The organism is Limosilactobacillus agrestis (assembly GCF_014145585.1).
GTDB lineage: Bacteria > Bacillota > Bacilli > Lactobacillales > Lactobacillaceae > Limosilactobacillus > Limosilactobacillus agrestis.
This window is the reverse complement of the sequence record NZ_JACIVF010000035.1, coordinates 84,412-100,758: the sequence shown is the minus strand read 5'-3', so window position 1 is coordinate 100,758 and position 16,347 is coordinate 84,412. Positions and strand designations below refer to the sequence as shown.

17 protein-coding genes are annotated in these 16,347 nt (G+C 38.7%); all 17 read left to right on the top strand.

Going from position 1 to position 16,347, the window contains the following annotated elements:
* Nucleotides 1-14 precede the first annotated feature (14 nt).
* Nucleotides 15-533, top strand: a complete 519-nt coding sequence (gene atpF, locus H5R88_RS02735; protein WP_182578018.1) for a F0F1 ATP synthase subunit B — start codon at nt 15-17, stop codon at nt 531-533.
* Entirely contained in the window at nt 523-1,065 is a 543-nt protein-coding gene (gene atpH, locus H5R88_RS02730; protein ID WP_182578019.1) for an ATP synthase F1 subunit delta, read from the top strand. The genes atpF and atpH overlap by 11 nt, the downstream gene beginning before the upstream one ends.
* A gap of 31 nt (nt 1,066-1,096) precedes the next feature.
* Complete coding sequence (gene atpA, locus H5R88_RS02725; protein ID WP_182578020.1) at nt 1,097-2,626, top strand: F0F1 ATP synthase subunit alpha; 1,530 nt, start codon at nt 1,097-1,099, stop codon at nt 2,624-2,626.
* Nucleotides 2,627-2,661: 35 nt separating this feature from the next.
* Complete coding sequence (locus H5R88_RS02720; RefSeq protein WP_182600190.1) at nt 2,662-3,606, top strand: F0F1 ATP synthase subunit gamma; 945 nt, start codon at nt 2,662-2,664, stop codon at nt 3,604-3,606.
* 25 nt (nt 3,607-3,631) lie between these two features.
* A complete protein-coding gene (gene atpD / locus H5R88_RS02715) occupies nt 3,632-5,059 on the top strand; it encodes a F0F1 ATP synthase subunit beta (protein ID WP_182600189.1) in 1,428 nt (475 codons plus the stop codon).
* A gap of 11 nt (nt 5,060-5,070) precedes the next feature.
* On the top strand, nt 5,071-5,502 hold the full coding sequence (locus H5R88_RS02710) for a F0F1 ATP synthase subunit epsilon (RefSeq protein ID WP_182578023.1): 432 nt from the start codon (nt 5,071-5,073) through the stop codon (nt 5,500-5,502).
* Nucleotides 5,503-5,604: 102 nt separating this feature from the next.
* Nucleotides 5,605-5,868, top strand: a complete 264-nt coding sequence (locus H5R88_RS02705; protein WP_182578024.1) for a DUF1146 domain-containing protein — start codon at nt 5,605-5,607, stop codon at nt 5,866-5,868.
* 18 nt (nt 5,869-5,886) lie between these two features.
* Nucleotides 5,887-7,203, top strand: coding sequence for a UDP-N-acetylglucosamine 1-carboxyvinyltransferase (gene murA / locus H5R88_RS02700; RefSeq protein ID WP_182600188.1), 1,317 nt, complete (start codon nt 5,887-5,889; stop codon nt 7,201-7,203).
* Nucleotides 7,204-7,309: 106 nt separating this feature from the next.
* Nucleotides 7,310-8,302 (top strand): rod shape-determining protein, encoded by a 993-nt coding sequence (locus H5R88_RS02695; RefSeq protein WP_182578026.1) that lies wholly within the window; start codon nt 7,310-7,312, stop codon nt 8,300-8,302.
* 7 nt (nt 8,303-8,309) lie between these two features.
* The gene (gene yidD, locus H5R88_RS02690) at nt 8,310-8,546 is read left to right on the top strand and encodes a membrane protein insertion efficiency factor YidD (RefSeq protein ID WP_182578027.1); all 237 of its coding nucleotides are present in this window, start codon (nt 8,310-8,312) and stop codon (nt 8,544-8,546) included.
* 23 nt (nt 8,547-8,569) lie between these two features.
* Nucleotides 8,570-8,794 (top strand): DUF2969 domain-containing protein, encoded by a 225-nt coding sequence (locus H5R88_RS02685; protein WP_182578028.1) that lies wholly within the window; start codon nt 8,570-8,572, stop codon nt 8,792-8,794.
* Between the two features lie 48 nt (nt 8,795-8,842).
* Nucleotides 8,843-10,036, top strand: coding sequence for an FtsW/RodA/SpoVE family cell cycle protein (locus H5R88_RS02680; RefSeq protein ID WP_182578029.1), 1,194 nt, complete (start codon nt 8,843-8,845; stop codon nt 10,034-10,036).
* A 12-nt stretch (nt 10,037-10,048) separates the two neighbouring features.
* Nucleotides 10,049-10,342 carry a glycine cleavage system H family protein gene (locus H5R88_RS02675; RefSeq protein WP_182578030.1) on the top strand — a complete coding sequence of 98 codons (294 nt, stop codon included), beginning with the start codon at nt 10,049-10,051 and terminating at the stop codon, nt 10,340-10,342.
* A 130-nt stretch (nt 10,343-10,472) separates the two neighbouring features.
* The gene (locus H5R88_RS02670) at nt 10,473-11,609 is read left to right on the top strand and encodes a D-alanine--D-alanine ligase family protein (protein ID WP_182578031.1); all 1,137 of its coding nucleotides are present in this window, start codon (nt 10,473-10,475) and stop codon (nt 11,607-11,609) included.
* Nucleotides 11,610-12,047: 438 nt separating this feature from the next.
* Complete coding sequence (locus tag H5R88_RS02665) at nt 12,048-12,893, top strand: helix-turn-helix domain-containing protein (RefSeq protein ID WP_182578032.1); 846 nt, start codon at nt 12,048-12,050, stop codon at nt 12,891-12,893.
* A 392-nt stretch (nt 12,894-13,285) separates the two neighbouring features.
* A complete protein-coding gene (locus H5R88_RS02660) occupies nt 13,286-14,710 on the top strand; it encodes a sugar porter family MFS transporter (RefSeq protein ID WP_372457366.1) in 1,425 nt (474 codons plus the stop codon).
* A 12-nt stretch (nt 14,711-14,722) separates the two neighbouring features.
* Nucleotides 14,723-16,345 carry a xylulokinase gene (locus tag H5R88_RS02655; protein WP_182600186.1) on the top strand — a complete coding sequence of 541 codons (1,623 nt, stop codon included), beginning with the start codon at nt 14,723-14,725 and terminating at the stop codon, nt 16,343-16,345.
* Nucleotides 16,346-16,347: the final 2 nt, after the last annotated feature.

Here is a 16,347-nt window from a genome sequence, read left to right as displayed (position 1 = left end):
GGAGGTGTCAATAGATGTTTGTAAACAGTGTGTTAGCTGAATCAAACAGTTTATACATTGGTGACTTAGTATTCTACATCGTTACTTTTATCATCTTAATGCTATTAGTTAAGCATTTTGCTTGGAAACCAGTAACAGATATGATGAAGAAACGTGCAGATAAGATTGCTAATGACATTGATAATGCTGCTCGTTCACGTGAAAGTGCTGAAAAGATGGCTGCAAAGCGACAAGCTGAGTTACAAAATTCACGGCAAGAAGCTGCTGATATTGTAAGTAATGCTAAAAAGTCTGGGGAAACTCAGCGAGCACAGATTGTTGAAACGGCGCAAAAAGATGCCCAAGCTCTCAAGCAACAAGCACAAAAAGATGCTGAGCAAGCACGTCGCGATGCATTAAATAGTGCTAAGGATGACGTTGCAAACTTATCTATTGAGATTGCTTCCAAACTCATCCAAAAAGAATTAAAGGCAGACGATCAAAAAGAATTGATCGATTCTTATATTGAAGGGTTGGTAGAACATGAGTCTTGATAAGAAGACAGTTGCTGATCGCTATGCGAAAGCACTGTTTGAATTGGTCGATGCTGATAACGAACTCGATCAAACTTATCAAGAATTGATTGCTTTACGCCAAGTCTTTGAGGACAACGAGGGATTGGACGCCGCACTTGCGGGAGTTCAACTGTCACTTGATGAAAAGAAATCATTGATTAAAGAGTTACAGCAAGGTGCTTCAAAGTATGTTGCAAACTTAATTCAAATGGTTTTCGATTACGGCCGTATTGACTGCATGGTCGCAATTATTGATGAGTTTGAACGGCGGTATGACCGTAGGATGAAACGGATGCATGCTGACGTTACCACAGCGATCCAACTCGATAAACAACAAGAGGATCAACTTAAGGCTAATCTTGCAAAACGTTTTGGTGCTAATGAAGTTACCTTAACAGAACATGTTGATCCAGAAATTTTAGGTGGGGTTATTGTCCATGTTGATAATAAGACATTAGACGGTAGTCTCAGCTCAAAGATTAAGCAAATTCGTCGTTTACTAGTTAGATAAATATATCTTTTTTCAAAGAGGTGAGACCTTTATGAGCATTAAAACTGAGGAAATCAGTTCACTCATCAAAAAACAACTCGCCAACTACCAAGACAAAGTATCTGTCGAAGAAACCGGTACTGTTACCTATGTTGGTGATGGTGTTGCTCGTGCCGATGGCTTAGATAATGCTATGGCTGGTGAGTTGCTCGAATTTAATAACGGGGTCTACGGAATGGCTCAAAACCTCGAAAGTAATGATGTTGGTATTGTTATTTTAGGGGATTACACAGGCATTCGCGAAGGAGACACCGTTAAGCGGACGGGTCGAATCATGGAAGTACCCGTTGGCGATGCATTATTAGGACGGGTCGTTGACTCATTAGGTCGTCCAATTGACGGTCTTGGTGAGATTAAAACAGATAAAACTCGTCCAATCGAACATAAAGCTCCAGGTGTTATGGAGCGTAAGAGTGTTAGTGTACCACTTCAAACTGGTATTAAGGTTATTGATGCCTTAGTTCCAATTGGACGTGGTCAGCGTGAATTGATTATTGGTGACCGTAAGACAGGTAAAACTGCCATTGCGTTAGACACCATTATTAACCAAAAGAACCAGGACGTAATTTGTATTTACGTTGCTATTGGTCAAAAGGAATCAACTGTTCGGGCTAGTGTTGAAACTCTTCGCAAGTATGGAGCATTAGATTACACAATTGTTGTTTCAGCTAGTGCTTCAAATCCTGCTCCAATGTTATACGTTGCGCCATACGCAGGGGCTGCGATGGGTGAAGAATTTATGTATAACGGTAAAGATGTTCTAATTGTTTATGATGATTTATCAAAACAAGCGGATGCATATCGTGAACTTTCATTAATTCTTCGTCGTCCTCCTGGTCGTGAAGCTTACCCTGGTGATATTTTCTATACTCACTCACGGTTACTAGAACGTGCTGCTCGTTTGTCTGATGATCTTGGTGGTGGTTCAATGACCGCCTTACCAATCATTCAGACACAAGCTGGTGATGTTTCTGCATATATTCCTACTAACGTTATTTCTATTACTGATGGTCAGATCTTCTTAGATTCAGATGAATTCTATGCAGGGCAACGTCCAGCTATCGATGCTGGTACTTCAGTTTCTCGTGTTGGTGGTGACGCTCAGATTAAAGCAATGAAGAAAGTTGCTGGTACATTGCGTTTGGATATTGCTTCATATAATGAATTGGCATCCTTTGCGCAATTCGGTTCAGATCTTGATGCAGCTACACAGGCTAAATTGGCTCGTGGTCAACGGACGATGGAAGTCTTGAAGCAGGGATTGCATGATCCACTGCCAGTAGAAGAACAAGTCGTAACATTATTTGCTCTTTCACATGGCTACATCGATAAGGTCGAAATTGAAGATGTTCAACGTTATGAAAGTGAATTGGCTGCTTATATGCATGCTAACCACCAAGACCTCTACGACACCATCAAGAAGACTGGTAAGCTACCAGAAGGCGATGACTTGCAAAATGCTGTTGCTAAGTTCTCTGAAACATTTCAAGGAACTAAAAAGCAAGTCGCTGAAGAAAAATAGTTAATGATGATTAGTCGAAAGGACGGTGAGATTTAGTGCCAGCTTCACTCGCTGCAGTTAAACATAAGATTGATTCCACTAAGAGTACGCGTCAGATTACTTCGGCGATGCAAATGGTTTCAACCGCAAAACTGAATCAAATTCAACACCACACTCAGACCTACGAAGTATATGCTGAGAAGGTTAAGCAAATGTTGTCTGATCTGGTTAAATCTCACAGCGCAACATCTGCAGCTTCGCAAGATGATGTTTACGCTGCACTGTTTAAAAAGCGCGCAGTTAAAAAGACTGGGGTGCTTGTAATTACGTCTGACCGGGGTTTGGTTGGTAGTTATAATAGTAATATTATCAAACAAACGTTAGATTTGATGGCAAAGCACAATCTTGATAAAGACAACACCGTATTCTTGACGGTTGGTAAAACAGGAACAGAATTCTTTAAGAAGCGAGGCATGAATGTCGTTTACGAATATTCAGGCGTTAGCGATGTTCCTACCTATCGGGAAGTTCATAGTATTGTAAAGACTGCTGTTCAAATGTACAGTGACCAGGTATTTGATGAAATGTATATGGTTTACAGTCATTATGTTAACCGAATTACATCAAATGTTATTACTCACGATGTACTTCCAATTACTGAAAAGTCATTACTCGATGATGGAAGTGAAGTACAAGAAAACACAGAATTAAATAATTCTGATGTAAGTACTGCTCATGTTTCAGCAGAGTATGAATTTGAACCGTCAGATACAGAAATCATTTCTGCATTGGTTGCCCAATATGCGGAAAGTTTGATTTATGGAGCGATTCTTGATGCTAAAACATCAGAACACTCTTCAAGTGCAAATGCAATGCGTTCAGCTACAGAGAATGCCGATGACATTATCTCTACTCTCGAATTGCAATATAACCGAGCACGGCAAGCAGCAATTACCACTGAAATTACAGAAATTACTGGTGGGATGACTGCTCAAGAATAATTTTTCTAACGTAGGAGGAAACAACATGAGTTCTGGTAAAGTTTTACAAGTTATCGGACCAGTTGTTGATGTGGAGTTTCCCTTAGATGAAAAACTTCCTGAAATTAATGACGCTTTGAAGATTAAGGAAAGCGATGGTAAGACTTTAACAACTGAAGTTGCCTTGGAATTAGGTGATGGTGTTGTTCGAACAATTGCCATGGACGGTACTGATGGTCTTCAACGGGGGATGGAAGTTGAAAACACTGGTGCACCAATTAGTGTACCAGTTGGTGATGATACTCTGGGACGAGTATTTAATGTCTTAGGGGAACCTGTTGACAACGGACCGAAATTTGGCCCTGATGCGAAACGGATGCCTATTCACCGTGATGCACCAAAGTATGATGACTTAAATAATGCTACCGAAATTTTGGAAACTGGAATCAAAGTTATTGATTTACTAGCTCCATATGTTCGTGGTGGTAAGATTGGTCTATTTGGTGGTGCTGGTGTTGGTAAGACCGTTTTGATTCAGGAATTGATTCATAACATTGCCCAGGGTCATAATGGTATTTCTGTCTTCACAGGAGTTGGTGAACGTACCCGTGAAGGTAACGATATGTACTATGAAATGAAGGCCTCTGGAGTTCTTGAAAAGACGGCCATGGTTTATGGTCAGATGAACGAACCACCTGGTGCCCGTATGCGGGTTGCCTTAACTGGTTTAACAATTGCGGAATACTTCCGTGATGTAAAGGGGCAAGATGTTCTGTTATTCATTGATAACATCTTCCGGTTTACGCAGGCTGGTTCAGAAGTTTCTGCCCTTTTGGGGCGGATCCCTTCTGCCGTTGGTTACCAGCCAACATTAGCTACTGAAATGGGTCGGTTACAGGAACGGATCACTTCAACTAAGAAGGGATCAATTACGTCTATTCAAGCCGTTTATGTTCCTGCCGATGACTATACCGACCCGGCACCAGCTACAACATTTGCCCACTTGGATGCAACTACTAACTTGGAACGTCGATTAACTCAAATTGGTATTTACCCAGCCGTTGATCCACTAGCTTCAACTTCGACTGCTCTTACCCCAGAAATTGTTGGTAAGGAACACTATGAAGTTGCTACACAGGTTCAACACGTTCTTCAACGATATCATGAACTTCAAGATATCATCTCTATTTTAGGTATGGATGAATTATCTGATGAAGAAAAGACAATCGTTGCTCGTGCACGGCGGATTCAAAACTTCCTATCACAAAGTTTTAGTGTTGCTTCCCAATTTACAGGTTTACCTGGTAAATATGTTCCATTAAAGGAAACAATTAAGGGCTTCAAGGAAATTCTTGCTGGTAAGTATGATGATCTTCCAGAAGAAGCTTTCCGGTTAGTGGGACCAATTGAAGACGTTGTTGAAAAGGCAAAGAAAATGAAAGCTGATACTGACGAAGATAGCTCAGAAGACTAGGAGGGATAATTATGGCTGAAAATACTTTTAAGGTCACTATTATTACTCCAGATGGCACCGTCTATGATAATGATAAAGTTACCATGCTTGTTATGGACACTGCTGGTGGACAAATGGGAATCATGGCTAACCACGTCCCATTAATTGCTGCGCTTGAAATCAGTACAGTTCGAATTAAACATTCTGAAGGCACTGATGAAGTTGCGGCGGTTAATGGTGGGATCATTCAATTTGATGGTCAAAATGCTACGATCGCAGCTGATAGTGCTGAAATGCCTGAAGCAATTGATGTTGAGCGGGCAAAGAAAGCCAAAGAGCGTTCTGAGTCTGCAATTACGGAAGCAAAGAAGAAGCAGAATCAAAGTGACTTGTCACGGGCAGAGGTTCACCTCAAACGTGCAATTAACCGTTTGAATGCCGCTTCTAAGCAACGTAATATTTAATACAGAACATTAAAGAAGGATTATGGGAGACCATGATCCTTTTTTCGTTTAAAAGATCATTAAGCTTTTTAACGAATTGATAATTTAATCATGTGATATGATATGATTAAATTTAGTTTAAAAGAGGGTGATCGATTGCAAATTACAGGATTGCGGGCACTAATAGAAATAATAGTACAACTTGCATTTGTTTGGTTAGCATTTATTGCTATTCAAGGGATACATTTGGAACATTTTTTTAACCGACCACCACGCACATTACCTTTACTCATTGTTTTAATGGCTACTGGACTAGGATATCTATGTGCGACATTTTTCTTAAATATCTTAAGTGCAATTGGTAATTTGACATATTTAATTCGATAGTATTTACTGGAGGAACTTATGGAAAAAATTGTTGTTAAAGGCGGTCAGAGGTTAACTGGTCGAGTTAAAGTTGAAGGAGCTAAGAATGCAGTTTTGCCGATTCAAGCAGCAGCTATTTTAGCTTCTAGTGGAAACATTAAATTATCAAATGTTCCAATTTTATCGGATGTAACGACAATGAATCAGTTATTACGGTTTTTAAATATAAAAGTAGATTTTGATAAGAATAAGCACATTTTGACGATTAATGCAGCTGATCCCGTATCGTCTGAAGCACCATTAGAATATGTTAGCCGAATGCGAGCTTCCATGGTAGTTTTGGGACCCTTGTTAGCTCGAACAGGTCATGCACAAATTGCGCTCCCTGGTGGATGTGCGATCGGTTCTCGCCCAATTGATTTACATCTGAAAGGATTACGGCAATTGGGCGCAGTTATTGAACAACATGATGGGTATGTAGAAGCACGAGCTGAACACTTAATTGGTGATCATATCTATTTAGATTTTCCTAGTGTGGGCGCAACGCAAAATCTGATGATGGCAGCTACTCTTGCCCAGGGAATTACAACAATTGAAAATGCGGCTAGTGAGCCGGAAATTGTTGATTTAGCAAACATGCTCAATAAAATGGGTGCGCGGGTTCATGGTGCTGGAACAGATGTTATTCGTATTCAGGGTGTTAATTTCCTTCATGGCTGCGAGCATACGGTAATGGCCGATAGAATTGAAGCAGGGACGTTTATGATTGCGGCAGCCATTACTAATGGTGACGTAGTGGTTGAAGGAGCAGTTGCTAAGCATAACACTTCATTGATTGCTAAATTGGAAGAAATGGGTGTGACTGTTATTAACCAAGAAGATGGGATTCGTGTTCTTGGGACATCAGTTTTAATTCCTACAAATATTAAAACCCTCCCATACCCTGGCTTCCCTACAGATCTTCAACCTCAGATGTCGGTCCTCCAGCTTTTAGCAAATGGGACAAGTACTTTAGATGAGACTATTTTTGAAAATCGCTTTATGCATTTAGAAGAATTGCGTCGAATGAATGCTGACTTCCAAATTAATGGTCCGGTTGCGGTTTTAAATGGGCCAACTCGTTTTAGTGGAGCAGAGGTAGCTGCTTCCGATCTACGAGCAGGAGCTGCTTTAGTACTAGCTGGGTTGGCGGCTGATGGAATTACTCAGGTTCGTAACTTGAAATACATTGATCGGGGATATTACCATCTTCACCAAAAGTTACAACAATTAGGAGCCAAGATTGATCGAATCGACGTTGAAGACAAATTTAAATTGGCGGTAAAGCCTTCAAAGAATAAAACAAATCAAGATTAAAGATTCGTAAGCGACATCTGTTTGTAGCCCTATTTTGTGGTATAATTACGAACGATATTAACGAGTTTAGTGTTAACACTTAACTAGCTAGAAGGAGAAGAAATTAATGGCAAAGGATATTGGAATTGATTTAGGAACGGCCAATGTTTTGATTTATGTTCAAGGCAAGGGTATTGTTCTAAATGAACCGTCAGTTGTGGCGGTTGATACAAAGACCAATAAAGTATTGGCTGTTGGTTCAGAAGCATACCGAATGGTTGGACGTACTCCTAGTAACATTCGGGCCATTCGTCCATTAAAGGATGGAGTTATTTCTGACTTTGACGTTACCCAAGAAATGCTTTCGTATTTTATCGGTAAACTAAGCGTTAAAGGGTTCATGTCAAAGCCAAACATTATGATCTGCGCGCCAACGAATATCACCGAAATTGAACGAAAGGCAATTATTCAGGCTGCCGAACAATCTGGTGGCGGAAAAGTTTATCTTGAGTATGAGCCAAAGGTAGCAGCAATTGGTGCTGGGCTGGATATTTTTAAGCCTCGTGGAAACATGGTAATCGATATGGGTGGTGGTACTAGTGATATCGCCATTCTTTCATTAGGAGACATTGTTTCGAGTCGTTCGATTAGGATGGCTGGTGACAAGATGAATAGTGATATTGCCGCCTATATTAAGAGTAAGCACGGCTTAGTAATTGGTGAGCATACTGCTGAAAAAATCAAGATGGAACTTGGGACTGCATTACGAGTTGATGATCCTGAAACAATGGATGTTCGTGGCCGTGATGTCGCTACTGGAATGCCAAAACAAATCACAGTTAATGAAAATGAAATTGAAGAAGCATTGCATGATACGCTTGAACAAATTGTTGCAGCAGCTGTAAATGTATTAGAAACAATTCCACCAGAGTTAGCTAGTGATATTATTGACCGGGGAATAATGTTAACCGGTGGTACTTCCTTATTAAAGGGTGTTGATCAATTATTCAGTGCTCGTCTAAAAGTACCAGTTGTTGTTTCACAAGACCCATTAGACAATGTTGCTAAAGGTGCTGGTGAAATGTTAGAACGGATGCAGAAGACTGAACGAAAGAAGTAGTTTGAAAATGGTAAGGATTTTATGTGACCTTATTCGATGGTATCAACAAGGTATTTCCGCGCAACGACCATTTCCTATATGTCGCTTTACGCCCTCATGTTCACAATACATGTTAGAAGCTCTGCAGCGCTTTGGCTTAAAAGGAATATTACTCGGAAGTTGGCGTCTCCTTCGTTGTCAGCCGTTTTCTCATGGTGGCTATGATCCAGTACCTAATCATTTTACTTTTCGTCGTCAGGGGTAATAATAGTTATTAAGGGTGAAAAAGTGTCAAAGAAAGATAAAAAAGTAGAAGTCAGCGTTAAAGATATTGAACGTCGTAATCAACCTGTTCAACAAATTTTTATTGGAGACCGGTTAATTGGTGAAGTTGTAACCGATAATGAACGTTTCAAAGCAATGCTGATAAGTGAACAGAGCGAATTTTATGTTCGTTCTCAAGAAGAAGGATTAGAAATAGTTCTTCAACAATATCATCTTCACCAGCATTAGTTTGGTGAACCATCCTCTTTGATTAATAATTTGTAAAGGAGTTTGGTAATGCAACGTTCGCAAAATGATGTAGAAAGTCGGATTGACTGGGGAATTATATTCTGTGTGCTTTTGTTAGCCTTGATTGGACTTGCTTCAATTTATGTCGCGGCAGTTCATGATCGTCAACAAACTAGTGTTGCACGTCAGGTTATTACCCAGTTGGTTTGGTATGCGGTCGGGACAATCCTTATTATTGTAATTATGCAATTTGATGCTGAACAATTATGGAAACTGGCACCAATTGTATACTGGCTAAGTGTGTTTTTAATGTTTGCAATCCTCGTTTTTTATAGTCGAGCTTATTATGCTAGTACAGGAGCTAAGAGTTGGTTTGCGATTGGACCATTTACGTTTCAACCTTCAGAAATAATGAAACCTGCCTATATTTTAATGATGGGGCGGGTCATTACGACTCATAATAATCGATATAGTGTCCATACAGTTGATTCAGATTGGCGATTGATTGGAACAATGTTCTTATGGCTAGTACCAATTTTGATTTCTCTTAAGTTTCAAAATGACTTTGGGACGGGGTTAGTTTTCTTCGCTATTTTCTGTGGAATGATCTTAGTTTCTGGAGTGACCTGGCGAATCTTGGTACCAGCAGCTACAATATTAGTGGTTGTTGGTGGTTCGGCTTTAGCGATGGTAACTAGTTCGGTAGGTCGGCAAATACTAGAACATGTTGGATTCCAAGCATACCAGTTTGACCGGGTTGATACCTGGCTTCATCCGGAACAAGATACAACTAACCAAGGGTATCAGTTATGGCAGAGTATTAAGGCTGTTGGTTCTGGTGGCATTACTGGGACTGGTTTTAATAATTCCAAGGTGTATGTTCCTGTCCGTGAGTCGGATATGATTTTTTCTGTTATCGGTGAGAATTTTGGATTTATTGGTGGGGTTTTATTAATCCTTATTTACTTGTTACTGATTTACTTAATGATTCGGGTAACATTTGATACCAAGAACGAATTCTATGCTTATATATCCACTGGAGTTATCATGATGATTCTGTTCCACGTTTTTGAAAATATTGGAATGAATATTGGACTATTGCCTCTAACAGGTATTCCACTTCCGTTTATTAGTGCGGGGGGATCCTCCTTAATTGGTAACCTGATTGGGATTGGAATGGTGATGTCAATGCGTTATCATCATCATTCTTATATGTTTAGCAGTAATCGTGAATTTAGATAGTGGGGTCGTAAAATGGCAAAAAATTATTTTTGGGTAAAAAAACAAGCAGATGGTACTAAGCGTGTCGGTTTAAACGATGAAGGCCGAGATAAGTTAGGAGAGGTAAGTTTCATCGATGTGCCAGCAGTTGGGACAACTTTGAAGCAGGCTGATAAGTTTATTGCGGTTGAAGCAGAAAAGGCAGTTACCGATGTGGATAGCCCTATTGATGGTAAAATTACTAAAATAAATGAAGCTATTGTTGATGATCCAGCTGGATTAAATTCAAGTGATATGGAAAAAAACTGGATTGTTGAAGTTAAATAAAAAATAGGAGATTAGAACTAGGGAGGCCTGGTGCTTGTCTCCTATTTTTATTGGCAGATTTTTATCGTTCATGTTATACTTAAGATTCTAGGGAAACGGTTAAGATAGAATATTTAAGGTGGTATTTATTATGACCAAGAAATTACATATCGCTTTATTATTTGGGGGAAACTCCTCTGAACATGATGTGTCAAAGCGATCAGCACATAATATTTATGATGCTCTTGATAAGGAAAAGTATGATGTAAGTCTTTTTATGTTTACTAAGGATGGAATTCTTTTAGGAAATAAGGACTCGCAAAAGATCTTTGATGGTGAACCTGAAGATCAAGTAGTGGCAGAAGCATACCAAAAGATGGATATGAGTAATCCATTAGCACCAATTATGGCCTTAAATGAACAAAGGGAAATTGATTTCTTCTTCCCAGTTATTCATGGTAATTTAGGAGAAGATGGAACTATTCAGGGCCTCTTTAAACTCCTTAATAAGCCATACGTTGGTTCAAATATTGCAGCTAGTGCAATGTCTTTTGATAAGGATCTTACTAAGAAGATTATTAGTCAAGCTGGAATTCGTAACACCCCTTATGTAGTAGTTACACCAGAAAATCGAGCTGACTATTCATGGGGGCGGATTGAAGAAAAATTAGGTGATCTCACTTTTGTCAAACCAGCTAAGCAAGGCTCTTCCGTTGGAATTCATCGAGTTACTAACGCTGAAGAATATGAAAAAGCGTTAGACGATGCCTTTAAGTATGACTACAAAATTTTAGTAGAACAGGGGATCGACAATCCTCAAGAAATTGAGATTTCAATTTTAGGAAATGAACACCCCATTGCATCTAAATTAGGAGCTGTTCGTGTTCCTAAGGATGATCCATTCTATGATTATGAAAATAAGTTTGTAGATGCCAGTGGAGTTGTTTTTGAGCTTCCTGTAAAATTACCACAATATTTAGTGGACGAAATTACGGACATGGCATTGAAAGCATATAAGGCATTAGGGATGAAGGGAATGGCACGAATTGACTTTTTAGTTGATCACAACAATGTCCCTTATCTTGGCGAACCAAATACTTTACCTGGATTTACTAACATTAGTTTATACCCCCAAATGTGGGAAGTTTCTGGCATTTCATATCCTGACTTGATTGATCGGTTAATTCAATTAGGATTACAAGAATATGAACGAAATAGTAAGATTAAGTATGATTTTCGTAAGCTCGGGACTGAACGGGTCGGTCAAAAGAAATATAACGAAGACTAAAGAGTAATTATTTAATGGTCAGGATGTTGTGAGTGCAACATCCTGACCATTTTTGTTATCAAAATCATCAAAGGGAGAAAATAATTTTATATTAGTAAAAAATCTTTAGTTTAGTATTGCAGGAATACAAAATTATAATATAATTTATAATGTAATAATATTATGTGATATTTTGTAAGCGGTGGGTTCTCTTACAGTCACGCTATTTGCTGTACTTTATAACTATCATAGAGTTAATCATGAAGATGGTTATAAAGTATTTATTCTTATAAAATTAATCATAAGAATAGTATTAACTTAATTTTAGCTTATAATAAAAGACTTAGTGGAAACTAAATTAATATTTATTACAAATTAGTGATATAATATAATTGGTAATAATGCCGTTTATAGAGTACATGTTTTTTATTCAACAATTATGATTAAGGGAGATAAACAATGAAACTTCGAGGAGACGTATTAAAACAAATTCGTCGTAAGCGTGGATTGTCCCAAACGGCTCTAGCTGAAGGGATTTGTACCCAAGCGACAATTAGCCTAATGGAAAAACAAAATCGCTTACCCAAAATGGATATTTTAACGGCAATATGTGAACGCTTAAATATTTCTTCTGATAGAATTGTCGAAAATGAAATTAGCGGAATAAATGAAATATTTAATCAGATTGTTGATAATTTGATTATACGCAACTTTGAAGATGCTTCAGTACTTTTGAAGAAGGTTCATGTAAAAAATCTAGAAAGTGATTTTGATAAACAACGTTACTACTATCTAGTAGGAATGGTTCAAGTTGAAAATAACCAAATCGATGAAGCTATTTTCAATTTTGAACTCGTATTAACTCAATTTGCTACTACTAGTGCTAATATTTATTTAGCTATGACAACTGCGGGAATGGCTCTTGCCTACTTAAAGCGTGGTGACAAGGAACGTGCAGCACGATTAACTAATCGGTCTGTTAAATTGATTGATAATAAAAAGTTAATTGGGAGTCTTCGGCAATGGGCATCAATTGATTGTCAAATTGCCGAATTATATCTTCAACTTGAGGATCCAGATCATGCTATTGAAGTTGCTAATAAGGGAATTGAACTTTGTCGAGAACATGACTCATTATTCTTATTGGATGAATTGTACTTATGTATTGGTCGTAGCTACATCCTAAAGAACGACAATGAAGAAGCTAAAAAAGCTTTAAAGATTGCGGAAAGCCTTAGCATTGCTCGTAATGGATCAGTAGCAGAAGATACAATTTTATTAGAGTTAAAGAATTTAGAAATTTAGTTAGAATATGTGTAACTAAAAAACGAAGCTGAGAGATGGTTGACATGTCTAAGCTTCGTTTTTTGAGTTTAAAATCAAAAATTTATACGTACAAATAATTAATGAAAACTTAATTGATTATTAAGGACTAATTCCAGTTTTTTTATGCATTAAACCGGAATTAGTCTTTTTTAGTAGTAAAAAAATAAAAATATTTTTCACATGCATAACAGCTTCTAAGTACAAGATAGACACAGGGTCGTTAAATGTATAAAACAACTTTTCACAATTGGTTATGATTAATTTTAAATAATGCACTTGATTTATACGGATAAATATTCTATAGTAATAATTGTTCAATGAAAGCGCGTTCATGTTCATAAATAACTATTATCTTTTAATTTTTAAGGAGGATGAATGTAATGGCTAAAGCCAAGAAGAAAATATCAAGTGCATTTATCTACTTCTTCGGATCATTTGGGGGCATCCTATTTGGTTACGATATTGGTGTTATGACTGGTGCTTTGCCTTTCTTGCAAGCTGATTGGCACCTTGAAAATGAGGCTTCTCTAGTTGGGTGGATTACTTCAGCAGTTATGTTTGGGGCTATTTTCGGAGGTGCATTAGCCGGACAACTTTCTGATAAGTTTGGTCGGCGGAAAATGATTTTAATGTCTGCAATTGTATTTATGATATTCTCCGTTTTATCTGGTGTTTCACCAGATATGGGCGAAGCAAGTGCCTACTATCTGATTATTGTCCGGATGTTTTTAGGTTTAGCGGTGGGGGCAGCTTCAGCCCTAGTACCAGCTTATATGTCCGAAATGGCACCAGCTAAAGCACGTGGACGTTTATCTGGACTTAACCAAACGATGATTGTTTCTGGAATGTTGTTATCATATGTTGTTGATTTCCTGTTGAAGGACCTTCCTGGTGAATGGGCATGGCGCCTCATGTTAGGATTGGCAGCTGTTCCTGCTTTAATCTTGTTCCTTGGTGTTCTTCGTTTGCCTGAATCTCCACGGTTTTTATTACGTAAGGGTGATGAAGCGCAAGCACGAAAAGTTCTTTCTTACATTCGTAAAAATCCAGCTGAAATTGATCAAGAATTAGCAAGTATTAAAGAAACTGCTAAAGAAGAGCAACAAGCAAATCAAAAGACAAGTTGGTCCACATTGTTTAGTAGTAAGTATCGCTACCTAGTTATTGCCGGGGTTGGAGTGGCGGCCTTTCAACAATTCCAAGGTGCAAACGCGATCTTCTACTACATTCCATTAATTGTTCAAAAGGCAACTGGTCAAGCAGCATCTTCAAATTTAATGTGGCCAATCGTTCAGGGGATTATCTTAGTTATTGGTTCCCTAGTATACATGTGGATTGCTGATAAATTTAACCGGCGGACATTGTTAATGGTTGGTGGTGCTGTCATGGGACTTTCCTTCATTCTTCCAGCCGTTATTAATTGGATGATGCCAAATATGAATCCGATGACAATTGTTGTGTTCTTATGTATTTATGTTGCTTTTTACTCCTTCACATGGGCTCCGTTAACATGGGTGCTTGTTGGTGAAATCTTCCCACTAGCTATCCGGGGTCGTGCATCTGGTTTAGCTTCATCATTTAACTGGATTGGATCCTGGTTAGTTGGTCTTATCTTCCCAATTATGACTGCATGCATGCCACAAGAAGCTGTTTTCGCGATCTTCGGAATTATTTGTATCTTAGGAGTTATCTTTGTTAAGACCTGTGTTCCTGAAACTCGTGGTCACACTCTTGAAGAAATTGAAGAGCAAGGAACAAACCGTGGTCGAGTAAAAGCCACCAATCCTGAAAATTAGGAGGAATACTCTATGAATTTACGTGAAACAGCGACACAGTTAAAAAATGGTCAGGCTTCACTTGGAATTGAATTAGGTTCTACCCGAATTAAAGCAGTTTTGATTAATCCTGATTTCGAAACCATTTCTTCTGGGAGCTATACCTGGGAAAACCAATTAAAAGATGGAATCTGGACATACCCACTGGATCAAGTTTGGGAAGGAATTCAAACTGCTTATGCCGAGATTAAGGCAGATGTCCAAAGTAAGTACCATGTGAGTTTGGATGAAATTAGTTCAATTGGTGTCAGTGCTATGATGCATGGGTATTTACCATTTGATAAAAATAACCAATTACTTGTTCCCTTTAGAACCTGGCGGAACAACATTACCGAAGAATCTGCAGATCAGTTAACTGATTTATTTGATTTTAATATTCCACAGCGATGGAGTATTGCTCACCTCTACCAAGCAATTTTGAGCAAGGAACCGCATGTTAAAGATATTGATTTCATTACAACTTTAGCTGGTTATGTTCATTGGAAGCTTTCGGGTGAGAAAGTTTTAGGAATTGGAGATGCATCAGGAGTATTTCCAATCGATGATCAAACATTAACTTATCGTCAAGACTTTATTGAAAAATTCAATTCATTACCAGAAGTTGAACAATACCCATGGCAACTTAAGAATATTTTGCCTGCAGTCCTGGTAGCTGGACGCGATGCAGGTCACTTAACTGCTGATGGAGCAAAGTTGCTTGATCCAAGTGGGACTTTGCAAGCTGGTAGTTTGATGGCCCCTCCAGAAGGGGATGCAGGAACTGGAATGGTTGGAACTAACAGTGTTCGAAAACGGACAGGAAACATTTCAGTTGGAACTTCAGCCTTCTCAATGAATGTGTTGGATGCTCCATTAAAGAAACTTCACCGTGATATTGATATTGTTACTACTCCAACTGGTGATCCAGTGGCTATGGTTCATATCAACAATTGTTCCTCAGATATCAACGCTTGGGTTGGCTTATTTAGAGACTTTGCTAATGCAATTGGGGCTAAGATTGATACCAATACGCTTTACGAGACCCTATTTGATTCAACGGTTCACTCTGACCCAGATGCTGGTGGATTAATTAATTATAGTTATCTTTCTGGTGAAAATATTACCAAGATTCAAGAAGGACGTCCCTTATTTGTCCGTACTCCAAATAGTAAGATGAACCTCGCTAACTTCTTCCTTACTCAACTCTACGCAGCGTTTGCGCCATTGAAGATTGGAATGGATATCTTACTAAATGAAGAACATGTTCAAACCGATGTCATGGTTGCGCAAGGGGGACTCTTTGGGACACCAGTTATTGGGCAACAAGTTTTAGCTAATGCCTTAAATATCCCAATTACAATCATGAATACTGCCAGTGAAGGTGGACCATGGGGAATGGCAGTTCTTGCTAAGTATGCTGAGACTTACGGGAAAGAATCCCTAGCAGATTACCTTGATGAAAAAGTCTTTAAGAATCCAGAAAGTATGACCCTTACGCCAGAACCTGCTGGTGTAAAGGGATACGAAAGCTTTATTACTCGCTACCAAGCAGGCTTACCTGTTGAAGCATTAGCTGGTGACGACATTAAAGAACGTAAAGAGAAAGGGAGTAAATAGTA

Excerpts from the sequence above, each read along its gene's own strand:
- H5R88_RS02675 (WP_182578030.1), top strand. The coding sequence starts at position 10,049 with ATGGCAAAAAATTATTTTTGGGTAAAAAAACAAGCAGATGGTACTAAG.
- atpF (WP_182578018.1), top strand. The coding sequence starts at position 15 with ATGTTTGTAAACAGTGTGTTAGCTGAATCAAACAGTTTATACATTGGT.
- H5R88_RS02705 (WP_182578024.1), top strand. The coding sequence starts at position 5,605 with ATGATTAAATTTAGTTTAAAAGAGGGTGATCGATTGCAAATTACAGGA.
- H5R88_RS02670 (WP_182578031.1), top strand. The coding sequence starts at position 10,473 with ATGACCAAGAAATTACATATCGCTTTATTATTTGGGGGAAACTCCTCT.
- murA (WP_182600188.1), top strand. The coding sequence starts at position 5,887 with ATGGAAAAAATTGTTGTTAAAGGCGGTCAGAGGTTAACTGGTCGAGTT.
- atpD (WP_182600189.1), top strand. The coding sequence starts at position 3,632 with ATGAGTTCTGGTAAAGTTTTACAAGTTATCGGACCAGTTGTTGATGTG.
- yidD (WP_182578027.1), top strand. The coding sequence starts at position 8,310 with ATGGTAAGGATTTTATGTGACCTTATTCGATGGTATCAACAAGGTATT.
- H5R88_RS02655 (WP_182600186.1), top strand. The coding sequence starts at position 14,723 with ATGAATTTACGTGAAACAGCGACACAGTTAAAAAATGGTCAGGCTTCA.
- atpH (WP_182578019.1), top strand. The coding sequence starts at position 523 with ATGAGTCTTGATAAGAAGACAGTTGCTGATCGCTATGCGAAAGCACTG.
- H5R88_RS02710 (WP_182578023.1), top strand. The coding sequence starts at position 5,071 with ATGGCTGAAAATACTTTTAAGGTCACTATTATTACTCCAGATGGCACC.
- H5R88_RS02665 (WP_182578032.1), top strand. The coding sequence starts at position 12,048 with ATGAAACTTCGAGGAGACGTATTAAAACAAATTCGTCGTAAGCGTGGA.
- atpA (WP_182578020.1), top strand. The coding sequence starts at position 1,097 with ATGAGCATTAAAACTGAGGAAATCAGTTCACTCATCAAAAAACAACTC.
- H5R88_RS02680 (WP_182578029.1), top strand. The coding sequence starts at position 8,843 with ATGCAACGTTCGCAAAATGATGTAGAAAGTCGGATTGACTGGGGAATT.
- H5R88_RS02660 (WP_372457366.1), top strand. The coding sequence starts at position 13,286 with ATGAATGTAATGGCTAAAGCCAAGAAGAAAATATCAAGTGCATTTATC.
- H5R88_RS02695 (WP_182578026.1), top strand. The coding sequence starts at position 7,310 with ATGGCAAAGGATATTGGAATTGATTTAGGAACGGCCAATGTTTTGATT.